14 protein-coding genes and 2 pseudogenes are annotated in these 12,394 nt (G+C 29.5%); 12 read left to right on the top strand and 4 right to left on the bottom strand.

Features of this window, described 5'->3' with window-relative positions:
- Positions 1-5: 5 nt before the first annotated feature.
- Entirely contained in the window at positions 6-491 is a 486-nt protein-coding gene (locus tag AC22L0_RS27405) for a CPBP family intramembrane glutamic endopeptidase (protein ID WP_087965284.1), read from the bottom strand.
- Between the two features lie 981 nt (positions 492-1,472).
- Between AC22L0_RS27405 and AC22L0_RS27400 the strand changes: the two genes are divergently transcribed.
- Complete coding sequence (locus AC22L0_RS27400) at positions 1,473-3,215, top strand: methyl-accepting chemotaxis protein (protein WP_087965282.1); 1,743 nt, start codon at positions 1,473-1,475, stop codon at positions 3,213-3,215.
- 166 nt (positions 3,216-3,381) lie between these two features.
- Entirely contained in the window at positions 3,382-3,597 is a 216-nt protein-coding gene (locus tag AC22L0_RS27395; RefSeq protein WP_001167049.1) for an alpha/beta-type small acid-soluble spore protein, read from the top strand.
- 69 nt (positions 3,598-3,666) lie between these two features.
- Here the strand turns inward: AC22L0_RS27395 and AC22L0_RS27390 are convergent, their stop codons facing one another.
- On the bottom strand, positions 3,667-4,086 hold the full coding sequence (locus tag AC22L0_RS27390) for a hypothetical protein (protein WP_084065910.1): 420 nt from the start codon (positions 4,084-4,086) through the stop codon (positions 3,667-3,669).
- Between the two features lie 694 nt (positions 4,087-4,780).
- A complete protein-coding gene (locus tag AC22L0_RS27385) occupies positions 4,781-5,185 on the bottom strand; it encodes a DUF3221 domain-containing protein (protein ID WP_000482313.1) in 405 nt (134 codons plus the stop codon).
- A gap of 851 nt (positions 5,186-6,036) precedes the next feature.
- Here AC22L0_RS27385 and AC22L0_RS27380 point away from each other — a divergent pair.
- The gene (locus AC22L0_RS27380; RefSeq protein WP_087965280.1) at positions 6,037-6,330 is read left to right on the top strand and encodes an ArsR/SmtB family transcription factor; all 294 of its coding nucleotides are present in this window, start codon (positions 6,037-6,039) and stop codon (positions 6,328-6,330) included.
- 337 nt (positions 6,331-6,667) lie between these two features.
- Positions 6,668-6,964: pseudogene (locus AC22L0_RS27375) on the top strand (nuclear transport factor 2 family protein); the annotation flags it as partial.
- 457 nt (positions 6,965-7,421) lie between these two features.
- On the opposite strand, the gene AC22L0_RS27370 reads toward AC22L0_RS27375, so the two are convergent.
- The gene (locus tag AC22L0_RS27370) at positions 7,422-8,066 is read right to left on the bottom strand and encodes a LexA family protein (RefSeq protein WP_000834513.1); all 645 of its coding nucleotides are present in this window, start codon (positions 8,064-8,066) and stop codon (positions 7,422-7,424) included.
- 137 nt (positions 8,067-8,203) lie between these two features.
- On the opposite strand from AC22L0_RS27370, the gene AC22L0_RS27365 reads away from it, so the two are divergent.
- The 8 genes and pseudogenes from AC22L0_RS27365 (at position 8,204) to AC22L0_RS27330 (ending at position 12,257) form a co-directional block, all read left to right on the top strand.
- Complete coding sequence (locus tag AC22L0_RS27365) at positions 8,204-8,410, top strand: helix-turn-helix transcriptional regulator (RefSeq protein WP_000549412.1); 207 nt, start codon at positions 8,204-8,206, stop codon at positions 8,408-8,410.
- A gap of 185 nt (positions 8,411-8,595) precedes the next feature.
- A pseudogene (locus AC22L0_RS27360) lies at positions 8,596-8,862 on the top strand (group-specific protein).
- 66 nt (positions 8,863-8,928) lie between these two features.
- Entirely contained in the window at positions 8,929-9,213 is a 285-nt protein-coding gene (locus tag AC22L0_RS27355) for a hypothetical protein (RefSeq protein ID WP_000231991.1), read from the top strand.
- Positions 9,214-9,291: 78 nt separating this feature from the next.
- Positions 9,292-10,056: a conserved phage C-terminal domain-containing protein gene (locus tag AC22L0_RS27350; RefSeq protein WP_000096618.1), complete on the top strand. Its 765-nt coding sequence runs from the start codon at positions 9,292-9,294 to the stop codon at positions 10,054-10,056.
- Positions 9,992-10,822, top strand: coding sequence for an ATP-binding protein (locus AC22L0_RS27345; RefSeq protein WP_050428218.1), 831 nt, complete (start codon positions 9,992-9,994; stop codon positions 10,820-10,822). Before AC22L0_RS27350 ends, AC22L0_RS27345 begins: the two co-directional genes overlap by 65 nt.
- 190 nt (positions 10,823-11,012) lie before the next feature.
- Complete coding sequence (locus AC22L0_RS27340; RefSeq protein ID WP_098842613.1) at positions 11,013-11,627, top strand: hypothetical protein; 615 nt, start codon at positions 11,013-11,015, stop codon at positions 11,625-11,627.
- Between the two features lie 4 nt (positions 11,628-11,631).
- On the top strand, positions 11,632-11,808 hold the full coding sequence (locus AC22L0_RS27335; protein WP_000765291.1) for a Fur-regulated basic protein FbpA: 177 nt from the start codon (positions 11,632-11,634) through the stop codon (positions 11,806-11,808).
- Between the two features lie 77 nt (positions 11,809-11,885).
- Positions 11,886-12,257 carry an ArpU family phage packaging/lysis transcriptional regulator gene (locus tag AC22L0_RS27330; RefSeq protein WP_000931946.1) on the top strand — a complete coding sequence of 124 codons (372 nt, stop codon included), beginning with the start codon at positions 11,886-11,888 and terminating at the stop codon, positions 12,255-12,257.
- Positions 12,258-12,394: the final 137 nt, after the last annotated feature.

The following is a 12,394-nucleotide window of genomic DNA, read 5'->3' as shown; positions in this document are numbered from 1 at the left end:
CTTGGCTAAAATGATAAATTTGAAGCTATAAAAGCAACAGAATTATGTAATAAGTGAATCAAAAAAACAACCCAAAAAGCAGACATGGTAACCTGATATTTTTCATTCTTTTTTTTATATACCCAATAAGCATAGTTATATAAAAGACCAATTATCGTTGTACCAACTATATAAGTGATTCCGTATTGATGATTTAATCCAAATATAATTGAAGCTATTAAAATGATAAGGTAATCGCGATTTTTAATGTAAGGAATCCAACTTAATAGCCAAAATAAAAATACTTGAAAAACTACTGTTTCATATATAGGTGCCGCTAATACCCCTAATAAAACTTGAAGAATAAGAGGTGCTTCTGTTATTGGGTTTTTTTGTATTTCAGGTAAGAATAGATCTAATGGTATTACAAATAAAAATGATCCTAATAAAATAAGAAAAACAAAAGAAATGGTAGGCAAAGCAAACATAAATTTATTTATTTTTTTGAGCATATATATTTCTCCTATAATCTTTTATTACATCTATACGAAAAGTAATAAATAATTGAGTCTCTTTTTGTTTGACATGTTTTTGTCTACTATTGATGAAAACCGTTCTGTAATTGAATTCTTGGCTTATATGTAGGTGTAGCGATAAAGTAGGGATATATTAACACTATATTGTTAATATTAAAATATTAAAGAGTTAAGTGAGATATTAAGGTCACACCAATTTTATGATGAATATAGTATCAAGCCCGTTAAGGAAATATGCTGTATAGGACACGCTTGTACTGTTTATTTTACTATATGAATATTTAAGTGCATATAGTTTTGGAGGAGTATGTATTTTTGCATTTTTTAATACAAAAGTTTTTTATTAAAAATTTACTTTCTGCGCTACCTCATATGAATTTAAGACAATTGAAGGGTAAAGGCCAAAAGAGTCCGCGTTCAGATTGTACAGGTAAATATTATAATGTTATAGAAAAATAAGGAAAAAAGTTATAAAATAGGAGATTGAATTAAACTTTCAGATTTTATTGTTCTGCAAGATAAAAATAACTAAAGATGGGGCTCTTAAAAATTCTTATCTTTATTTAAAACTAACGATATTATAAAAAATCCTCGCTGAAGGTACTGCAACAAATCTAATTTGAAAATCTTTAGGAGATAAATATGGAATTTTAAATATTCTTAGTCGTCTATTAAACATTATAGCAATTATTATAGGAAAATCCTTTAATATCATCGATTTAGAAGAAATCAGTACAAATAGAAAAGATGAAGTGGTAGAAGTATTACGTCTTCCTTTTAATAGATTTCCAGGAGCAGCTGGACATATAAAAGATGCAATTGTAAATGAAAAAAATTGGAACGTTTGGTTGAACGATTAGTATGCTATTTTAAAGTTTAAATTAATAACAGAAAGAGAACCTCTTAATATGTTACTACTTTGTTTTTGTATTGTTGAAAATAAGAAAGGAGAAATCAATGAAAAAATATTGGCATAAGCTATCGTTGCTTCAAAAAAATGTATTACTAACGGTATTAGTAATTCTGACCCTTGTTGGAAGTATAGGAGCGTTAAGTTTTAATATGTTTCAAAGTAGTATCATGTCTATATTTGAGAGGCAGTCTTTTGAAACAGGTGATGCAGTATTAAATCAATTAGATCTAGAAATAGTAAAAGATGTAGCAAAAGACCCCACAGCACAAAGAGAGAAGAAAGAAAAATTGACAGAGCAATTAGATAAAGCTATAAAAGATATGAAAAGTGTTGGGCAAACATATGTTACAGGAGCCAAGCTAAATAATAAAGCTGAATTACAAATAGTAGCTTTGGATACAAAATTAGCAAATACTGTTTCTGTAAAACCAGGTGAATATTATGAGCAGCCTACTTATTGGATGAAAACATATGATAAAGTAATACAAACAAAACAGGCACAAATGACAGAAGTGTATGAAGATGAATTAGGGTTCTGGGTAACAATTTTAGAGCCAGTTACAGATGAAAATAAAAATATAATTGCAATTGTTGCAGCGGATTTGGATGCTTCTATTATTCCTCTTACAAAGAAACAATTTATGATACAAGGTTTACTATTTATTATAATTTCATTAACAATCGCAATTACAATTCAAATATTTATCTCACGAAACTCTCTATCGCCTTTAAAGGATTTACAAGAAGGGTTACGTAAAGTTGGTGAAGGGGATTTAAGTATTAAATTGAATGAAAGATCTGATGATATAGGAATAACTAATATCTATTTTAATAATACTATTAAAAAGTTTAATAGTATTATAGATAAAGTAAGGCAGACTGCTGAACAGGTGTCGACATCTTCACAGGAATTGTCGGTAAGTACAAAAGAGAATAGCATAGCCTTTAAAGAAATTGCAAGTGCTATTACAGGATTAAATTTAGGAGCACATTCTCATGAATATGTAGTGCAAAAATGTTTAGGGATTGTTCAAGAAATGGAAAGTAAGATGAAAGAAATTAAAGGAGCTGCAAAACAAGTTGGCAATGCTTTGGAAGACATGGACCAGCATTCTGCAAAGGGAAAAGATTTGATTAAGCAAATCGTGAATCAAATGAAAAGAATCAAAGATACAGTTCAGGATGTATCTTCTAGTATTTATGCATTAGAAGTACGATCTAAGGAAATTCATGAAATTCTTACTGTAATTACAACCATTTCAAATCAAACAAATTCATTAGCTTTAAATGCTTCTACTGAATCCTCATGTGCTGGAGAGATGGGAGAAGAATTTTCAGGTGTCGCGGACGAGGTACGTATATTAGCGGAAAGAACCGAGGCATCTGCAAGGGATATAGCTAAATTAATTGGTGAAACCCAGGCTGAAGCAGAGAGAGCTGTAAAATCCATACAGAAGAGTTCAAAGGAAGTTGAATCAGGAATAACACTTGTTCAAAGTAGTGGTGCTTTCTTTGAAAAGATTTCAGAATCTGCACAATCTGTTACAAATCAAATTAAAGCGAATTCGAATAATTCAAGTGACATTTTAAAAGATAATCAAACAATTGTTCAGTTTGTAAATGAATTATCACACATTGCAAATACATATGTGAATAGCAGTAGTAATGTGGAGACAAGTATGAAAGAGCAAGAACTATATGTACAAGGTATTGCAGAGTTAGCAAATTCTTTAAATTGGCTCTCGCAAGAGTTACAGGGGTTAATAGGGGAATTCAAAAGTAAGTAGGATAGGAGAAGGTGTAGGTATAGAGTATGACCTATACCTTTATTTATTCTTACATAAGAGATGAAAGATTAGGTATATATGTAAAATAGCTAAACGAATAATTTTTTTGTATATTTTGTTGGAAATAGAGCATGATATTACCAAATTCAACGGAGGTGTTTAAAAAATGCAAATTCGCGAAAATAATAATTCAAACGAAATCTTAATAGCAGCGGCAGCAAGTGCAATTGAGCAAATGAAGTATGAAATTGCTCAGGAGTTTGGCGTTACACTTGGACCAGATTCAACATCACGAGCAAATGGTTCAGTAGGTGGAGAGATTACGAAACGTTTAGTTCGTATGGCGCAAGAGCAATTATCTGGTCAATATAAAATTCACTAAAGTTAAAGGTATATCCCATTGAAGGGATATACCTTTTTAATTTGCTTTTAAAGAGGATCGTTACATTTTTTATTGTTGGTTAAGTTTAGAAACCGCAAATTTAGCTGTGAAATTCATTTTCTTCATGTAAGAAGAATTTACTCCTGCTTGAAATTGAACAGAAATATTACCGTCTTTTTGTGCTTTGAATACGCGACCATATGGTGAATTAGCATTGTATGTGCCAATTACTTGATTATCTGCATCAAAGACTGTATAAGAAATTGGGAACCCGGAATTTTGTACAAAGACTGTAAGTTCTTCCCCTTTACTAAGATTAAATGATTCTTTTTGAGAAACTTCATAGGAATTCATAGAGTAATATTTTGTAACTTCTTGAATTTCTAAATTCGTAGTTGCCGCACTCGCTTTTGGTGCCTCTACTCCTGGTAAATTCATACCTGATAGTACTGCAATCCCTAGTGCCCCTGCTAAAATAACTTTTTTCATAATGCTAGTTCCTCCTTTAATATATTTTGAGATTTGAAAAGGAAGTGAAAATATCACTTCTTGAAACCATTATAGTTACAGTGAGAATGATTTTCAATATAGTTTGATATGTAATTCTGCATACATAAGGTGGCGCTATAAGATAATCTATCTGAGATTTAGAATATTCTTAGAAGAAGAGGAGGACAAATTTTTAAAACTATGAATGGAATTGTAGCTGTTTTTTTACATACGTTGGTTTTTTAAGTGAATATTTCGTTGAGTTTATTTTTGTATGGAGGGAGTATTACAGATGATTGATTATTATCAAATTTTTTAATTACAATGACAGGTAGTGCTTTATTTTTTTATATACAACATGCTGGAAACCAACAAAAAGAAACAAATGGACATTCTTTGTTGTAGTATTTTTCTTTTTAAATTATTTATTTCTTAATTTTGTATAAGTGAATGTAGGTAGGGATACGTTTTTTATAATGGATATTTTTTAAAACTATAATAAGGATTCAAATAAATAATACGATGAATAATTCCTAAGATGAAAATTGTATTAGCTAGTGAGAAAGAGGCATGTTATTAAATATTAGGGGTATGAGAAGGTAAGGAATCTAGGGAAAGGTAAAAAAAGAATATAAAAAGGAGTCGCTATTTGACTCCTTTTTATATGGGATAGCTAAATTATTGGAAATATTACCTACTGAAATACTTTTTCAATTGTAGGCATAACAGCTATTGGTGGTAGGGATTTAGTCCATGCAGCTGCATATACATTTAATTTCTCACCTAATGTGTAGTTTTCATCATCTGAAACAGGAACTCTTAAAATCTTATTTTGAGAAACTAGATCCCACCAATCATGTTGATAAGCAAGAGCTTCATCTTTTGTAGGCGTAGCTGCAACTACTAAATAATTGTTCTCTACTGAAATGACATATCCAGTAAAAGGTTCTTGTTCTTGGTTCTGAATAGAATGAACAGGAATATTGTTGGCGGAAATTTTGTTAGAATCTGCAAAGGCCGGTGTTAATCCGAATGTAAATCCACATCCTAGTGTTAAAGCTGTTACCGTTGTTACGAATGTTTGTTTTTTGTTAAACATGATATATCCCCCTTATATTTTATCCTTACACTATCCATTTTCAATTTACATACATATAAAGCCTTTTAATATTAAGATACTTAACAATTTTGTAACAATTATTCCATAAATGTTAATATTATCTATTAATGGAATTGGGTTCATGTTATAATTCACTAGGTGAACTATTATTGTTCATTTCATCTCTTGATGAATGTATGCCCTTCCTTAAGTGTAAAGATGTTCGATTTTATTGGTGAAGAGAGGATATATCCCTCTTCTTTTTTTATTAATATGGGACTTTAGGGAATGAACAGAAAAAGAACCCTATAGGGTTCTTTTTCTAGGCATATTAACAGTAAGGAGAGTAATGAAATGCTATTTTCAAATCTTTACAAGGAGAAAAATTTAAAAAAGCTTATCATGTCATTATTTTTACATACATGTAATATAAAGTGAATTGATAATATTTAGACTTACTATTACTAATATTCAATTAAGATAGTTAGTACTACATTGATAGTGTTAATTATCCTGATTGGTGTGGAATGTGATAGGAAGCATAAGTTTGCCGCAAACTTATGCTTTCAGGATCTGAAGATATTCTTAATATGGATTTTAAAGAAAATACAAATTTTTTATTAGATGTGAGAAAAAGGAATTGAAAATATCCATTAAAACAAGATATATTCTGGTCAAAAAATTAGAGGGCATCAATTCATTAAAGCAGTAAAAAACGTTTTTATGAATTGGTGTCCTTTTTGTTTTAAAAAGAGAATATATTTTCTCAACAGGACAAATGGTAATCAGCTATAAGTATTAATTATAAGGATAAAAGGAAAATAGAAATTAATAATAAAGGAGAATGTGAAATGACAACATTAATAACTGAAAGAAATCTAGCTGAAATCCATGAAGACGATGTAGATGTATTAAAAGTAATGGCACATCCTGTTCGATTACAAATTGTAAATGAATTAATGCAACATAAAATATGCAATGTTACACAGTTAACGGAGATATTGAGACTTCCACAATCCACTGTTTCACAACATTTATCAAAATTGAGGGGAACCATACTCCGCTCAGAAAGAAGAGGGTTAGAGATGCATTATTATATAGATAATGCTAAGGCCCGTCAGATTGTTGAAATTTTAGGTTTGTAGGTTAATAACATGTAAAAGGTTTCCTGTTATATGGCAGAAAACCTTTTTTTATGTATAACTAATTGTGTGATAATATCATACCGTAGAAACTACCTAACAATAATTAAATTTAACAGCTTGTTTTATCTTGCCACACACAATTTAACACGATATATAGGTATAAACTTACAAAGAAGAGTTTTAAATAGAAATTAGATATAACAATGGATAATGGTAAGTGTATTAAAGAAATTATAGAATTAATAAAATGAAAAATAATAAATAGTTGTTGTAAAGGCTTATTCTGATAATAAAAGGAATTAGATACATTAAATTCAACTATGAGTTTTTTTACTAAAAATATGTAGGTGAAGAGTATAAGCAACATAATCCTTTTGTTGCTGATGGACGAAAAGCCTTTATGAATTTCTTTAAGGAGAATTTTGTTAAAAACCCTAATTCCTCTGCAGAGATTAAACGTGTAGTAGCTGAAGGGGATACAGTTGCTCTTCATGTATATTCTCGTACTAATTCTCAAGATAAGGGAGTTGCTATAGTCGATATATTTCGTAACAAGGATGGAAAGATTGTCGAACACTGGAATGTAATTCAAGAGATTCCAAGTGAAGCAGCTAATGACAATACGATGTTTTAGGTAGAATAAATATTTATTTATTAGAGATGTATAGAATCTTGATATTATAAAATGAAGGGGATGTCCTAGGTATACTACTAAGACATCTCTTTTTGTTTTACCAAGATTCAATTTGTTATAATTTGTAAGGGAGGTATTTTGTATTGAGCAAGAAAAAGCATTCAAGTATAGATTTTGAAGAAGTACCAAGTATGATTGAACGTTTAAGAGGCGAAAGCGGACAGTATATGTCCCTATAATAAGTGTTTCAAACCCTTGACACAAAACGTGCTGAGTTTTTTTATGTTGTAGGTAAAACACTTTTATTTGAAAGAAGAGTAATTCACCCACAAAACACACAAGAAAAATCAAAATTTCCTGAAACTAGACAAGATAAATTCCTGCTATAAAAAAGAAGGGGAGAAATCCCCTTTACTTTAAAATTTATTAAAAAATAACTTAATTCATTGATGAAATATTATTGAATTGGTGCACAACTCCAAATGTATTTTCCAACTACTTTTATTTCTGGACAATTTTCTATATCTGTACAATCAAACATTAATGGATGTATACTAGGATTAAAAGAATCTGGTTCTAGGATAATTCTATTATTGGTTTTGTAAATTCTTTTTAAAGTGGCGTCATATCCGTTGATGAGTACAGCGGCAATGTCGCCATTATTTATATTTGTTGTCCTCTCAAGTACAGCTATATGTCCATCATGTACAATTCTATTCATACTGTCTCCGTTTATACGAAGTGCTAATAGTTTTTCAAATCCATATTTATCTAAAATGATATCAGGTACCTGTATATCCCCAATTACATTTTCTATAGCCTCAATTGGTTTACCAGCTGCGATTGTACCATAAATGGGAATATTCCGTTTGGTAATTGCGTGATCTTCAGGACAATAGGATTCATTTTCATCAATAAAGTAGGTTGCAGAGACATTTAATATCTTAGCAATTTGAGATATTTTTGACATTTTAGGGCTTCTTTCACCATTTCTCCACCGCAAAACAGTAGTTCTACTAACAGATAATAATTCAGCTAATTGCTCGTCTGTCATATTATTTTTCTTCATCAATTGAGATAATTTTAAACCGAATGATTTCATGACTTTTTGTCACCTCCGTCTTGATTGATTATATAATTGGTGTGACAAAAATGCAACTTTCTTCGTGATTTGGTAAAAAAATTCTTGACTGTTTTGTCACGTAGTACTATATTTGAATTTGAAAAGAGGTGACAAAAATGCACAAGATGATATTTTTAGAAAGAAAATTAAAGAGAAAAACTATTGAAGAAGTTGCTGATTTTCTTAATGTTTCTCCACGTACATATTGGGCAAAAGAACATAATAAAAGTGAATTCACTCTGAAAGAGGCACATATGCTATCGTGCTATTTAGAGAAATCTATAGAAGAATTATTCCCTGATCTTTTTTTAAATAATTTGTGACAAAAATGCACGTATTTATATCTGGATTATAGGATGTTTATTGGGGTATTTTAAACCAAATATCTAATAATTCTACTATTAAAGGTACTTCATATATAGTTTTTTACTTGGAAAATAAGGAAAGAGATTCAAAAAATGAAACGCTAAAGTGTATTTGGTATATAAAAATTGAGATGAAATATAGAATGCTAAATATTCAAGTAGATGAAAGAGCAATCAGAAGATTATATTTAGAAAAATTAGAAGAAAAGCTTAAAGAAGTGGATGCAGAATTTGTATTTTGGGATACAAGGGAATTTTTAAAAAGAACGTGCATGTCGTGGAGTACTATTTAAAAAGAATTCTTTTTTGATCAGCGTGTTCAAAAATTTAAAGTGGGCGGGACATGGTATTTTCCGGCTAAAGAAACGAAAGCATTTTTATTGAATTGGCTAACAGAGAATGTGGTGTAAGAAAAGAAAGACTATCGTCTTAAAAAACAAATCTTATAGGAAATCCTATTGTAAGGAGGATTAATCATGGTTTTTAGAGTGACAAAAAAACAAGGATATGTCAGCAAGAGTACTAATGAGAATGAAGAATTTAGAAATCCTAGTTGTTTTGAATCGGAAAAGCTTTCGCATAAACAGTTAAAAATGATTTATGCCAAAATGCATATAATAGCATTGAAATATGATGGAGTAATTTCAAAAGAGGAAATCAAAAATAAATTAAAAGTAAAACTTAAAATTCAATCACTGAGTGATCTTACAAGGAAGCAAGCTAATCAAGCTATAAAAGTATTAATAGGTTGGGAAATTTAAAGGTTTTGGATAATAAAACCTTTAATATTTAAGAAGCTTAATATATTGATTTTAAGAAAAAATCTGGAGGAAGATAAAATGAGCAGTTTGCTAATACAGGATGAGCCATTATTAGTATTACCTCGATTAGCAAGTAAGATTGGATTGAACGAGGCAATTTTTCTTCAACAAATACATTATTGGCTTAAGCGCTCGAAACATTATTATGATGATCGTTATTGGGTCTATAATAGCATTACAAATTGGCATAAACAATTCCCGTTTTGGAATGAAAGAACGTTGAAACGTATTGTTAAAAATCTAGAAGAGTTTAATTTATTGATAAGTGGTAACTATAACAAATTAAAGTTTGATAAAACAAAATGGTATTCAATAAATTATGACAGACTAGTTGAATTAGAAATAGATAACGATTGTGACAAATTGTCTCAACGAAAAGAACATATTGTCATGATGGAAAATGATAATATGTCTCAACCAATACCAGAGACTACACAAAAGATTAACTCAGAGAATACCACTCAAAAAGATATAGTAGAGATAATTAATTATCTCAACAGTGTATGTAATACAAGTTATCGTATTTCAACTAAAAAGACACAAATGTTAATTAAATCTAGACTACAAGAGGGATTTAATATAAATGAATTTAAAGAAGTTATTGAGACGAAGGCGAAAGAATGGCTTTATACAGAACAGGCAAAATATTTAAGACCAGAAACCTTGTTTGGAACTAAATTTGAGGGATATTTGCAGCAGAGAAAGATGGTGAAATCAAATGGCTTTAACAAAGGTAACAGATATAGTACAAAGTCTTTCGAAGAAAATGAAATTCCTTTCTGAAACATGTGTGATATGTAATCAGGAGAGGAAGCGAATGGTAAGATTGATGGAGATTCAGGGTGAAACGATTTGTCCAGTATGTCGTTTAGAAGAAGAAAATAGAAGGTTAGAAAAAGAAATGAATGTTTTTCGTTATGAGAAAGAGGAAAGAAAACGTAAAAGTATATTTTACGATCAGAGTCTTATTAAAGATGAAACTATTAAATTAGCTAGATTTTCGACATTTATATCAGAGTGTGAAGAGGATGAAAAGAATTTAATTTTAGCTAAAAAGGCTCTTACAGACTATTTAAATGATATTCGATTTAATTTGATTCTTGTGGGGAAAGTTGGAGCCGGAAAAAGTCATATTGCATACTCTATAGCGCATGAAATGAATGAACAAAGTTCGGATAAAGTTATGTATGTTACAAGTTCAGAACTCTTTGATTACATACGTTCGACATTTAATACGCAATCTTGTGAAACAGAGCATAGTATAACAAATATGCTAATTTCTATGGATTTATTAGTCATTGATGATCTAGGAGCAGAGCTAGGGGATATGGATATTAATGATTTAAAAGCAACAGCATTTGTAAATCGTGTGTTATTTAAACTCTTTGATGGACGACAAGGGAAAAAAACAATTGTTACAACGAATTTAACAGGTGAGGCAATTATAAAAGCGTACGATGAAAGAGTTACATCTCGTATGTTTAATACATATCGACACATAGAATTTAAAAAAACAAGGGATAAGCGTAAGAGAAAATTACCTTTTTAAGAAAAGAATATATATGTAGATAAAAAACATATTATTCAAGAAATTTGTACTGTATGAATTGGTTCGGAAGTTAAGAAAGAATATGAGGAATGGAAAGAGTATTTAATCAGAAATTACACGTATGTACATTGAAAGTAGTTTTTAAGTTTATTTAATATGTTTTAAATAATTAAATGGAGGCATCTTAAAAATGAGAACATATAAAGGATTTGAAGCAATTAAACGAATGAAAACAAATTGGATTACAACAGTACAAGAGACACCGATGAGTTGGAAAATAGAAGGTGAAAGAGTGATTGCTGATTATTTAGGTAAAAAAGAAAGCTATCAACAAATTAATTTCTTTTTTGAGAATGAATTTATAGATTGTAGAGAAACAATTCGAAAAGGAGAACTATTGTATATTGAAAATGAAAAAAGTGAAAAATTCATCGCTGAATATTGTAAAGAAAATGAAAAAGAAATAAAGCATGGTAGTTGGTTTTGGATTAATGGAGAGGAGTTCTCTAATAATTATGGTCATTTTGAAAAGAGTACGAAATTAAAAATTAGGAAAGCTGAAAAAAGTGAAAAATTATTATTTGAACAGGCAAAATTATTCGCTATCAAAGGGCGTAAAATAAATGAGTTTAGACTTGGTGATGTAGTTGAAAGAGATAATAAATTGTATAAAGTGGCTATTGTAAAAAGTGGAAGTGAATCTCAAATTGTAGTAGGATGTGTTCCGATTAATGGGGGCGCAATTTGTTATTATAATTCAAAAGATATAGAGATTCAATTTTTCGTTGAAGATATGGTGGTGTAGCAAGATGAAGTTATTTTTAATTAATCAACTTATTGAAAATGGAATTTACAAATATAAGGATAAACAATTATACGAATTAAATAGTGATGAGTTAATAAAATTAATCAAAAATCATAAGGATAAGAAAATAAATGTTAGTAATACAATGTATGAAATAATACATGAAGGATATAAGCCTTAATAGCAAATCATTGTAATGATTTAGAGATATGAAATTCAAATTATGATTAAGGATAAATGATAAGAAAGGGGCTTAACATGTTAAATATAGAATTACCAGTATTAAATAAAGAAGCTACAAAAGAAAATGTATTGAAAGCTATAAAGAAATACAGATTATTTATGAAGTGTAATTATCTTAACGAAACGATACTCTCGAAAGAAAATATATTCAAAGAAAATGCGAAAGAAGAGCGGATCAATTATATTATTGCGATGAACAAAGGGTTAGAAAAGTTAGATATTGAAAGTGATAGAATAATTATTCAAAAATATTTATTAAAGAATCGAGTTAATAGATATGAGGTCATGAAAGAGTTGAATTTATCCGAGGGAGATTATTATAGAAAAAGAAATATTGCTTTTTACAACTATGCATATGCATTAGGGATTGAGGTTGAGGAGTGTTAAGATTACTACTAATAATGAATAAGTTTTTAATATGGATTATAACCACCTGTGTAAACAAGCAGGTGGTTATTTTTATGTAAAAAAATGATGAAAAAGAGATAAAAACGAATCGTTATATACATATATCATATAAGTAC

The organism is Bacillus sp. LQ01 (assembly GCF_057624735.1).
The sequence above is the reverse complement of the archived record's forward strand: the minus strand, read 5'-3'. Positions and strand labels throughout refer to the sequence as shown.

Excerpts from the sequence above, each read along its gene's own strand:
- AC22L0_RS27365 (WP_000549412.1), top strand. The coding sequence starts at position 8,204 with ATGCACAAGATGATATTTTTAGAAAGAAAATTAAAGAGAAAAACTATT.
- AC22L0_RS27380 (WP_087965280.1), top strand. The coding sequence starts at position 6,037 with ATGACAACATTAATAACTGAAAGAAATCTAGCTGAAATCCATGAAGAC.
- AC22L0_RS27355 (WP_000231991.1), top strand. The coding sequence starts at position 8,929 with ATGGTTTTTAGAGTGACAAAAAAACAAGGATATGTCAGCAAGAGTACT.
- AC22L0_RS27385 (WP_000482313.1), bottom strand. The coding sequence starts at position 5,185 with ATGTTTAACAAAAAACAAACATTCGTAACAACGGTAACAGCTTTAACA.
- AC22L0_RS27400 (WP_087965282.1), top strand. The coding sequence starts at position 1,473 with ATGAAAAAATATTGGCATAAGCTATCGTTGCTTCAAAAAAATGTATTA.
- AC22L0_RS27405 (WP_087965284.1), bottom strand. The coding sequence starts at position 491 with ATGCTCAAAAAAATAAATAAATTTATGTTTGCTTTGCCTACCATTTCT.
- AC22L0_RS27340 (WP_098842613.1), top strand. The coding sequence starts at position 11,013 with ATGAGAACATATAAAGGATTTGAAGCAATTAAACGAATGAAAACAAAT.
- AC22L0_RS27335 (WP_000765291.1), top strand. The coding sequence starts at position 11,632 with ATGAAGTTATTTTTAATTAATCAACTTATTGAAAATGGAATTTACAAA.
- AC22L0_RS27345 (WP_050428218.1), top strand. The coding sequence starts at position 9,992 with ATGGCTTTAACAAAGGTAACAGATATAGTACAAAGTCTTTCGAAGAAA.
- AC22L0_RS27370 (WP_000834513.1), bottom strand. The coding sequence starts at position 8,066 with ATGAAATCATTCGGTTTAAAATTATCTCAATTGATGAAGAAAAATAAT.
- AC22L0_RS27350 (WP_000096618.1), top strand. The coding sequence starts at position 9,292 with ATGAGCAGTTTGCTAATACAGGATGAGCCATTATTAGTATTACCTCGA.
- AC22L0_RS27395 (WP_001167049.1), top strand. The coding sequence starts at position 3,382 with ATGCAAATTCGCGAAAATAATAATTCAAACGAAATCTTAATAGCAGCG.
- AC22L0_RS27390 (WP_084065910.1), bottom strand. The coding sequence starts at position 4,086 with ATGAAAAAAGTTATTTTAGCAGGGGCACTAGGGATTGCAGTACTATCA.
- AC22L0_RS27330 (WP_000931946.1), top strand. The coding sequence starts at position 11,886 with ATGTTAAATATAGAATTACCAGTATTAAATAAAGAAGCTACAAAAGAA.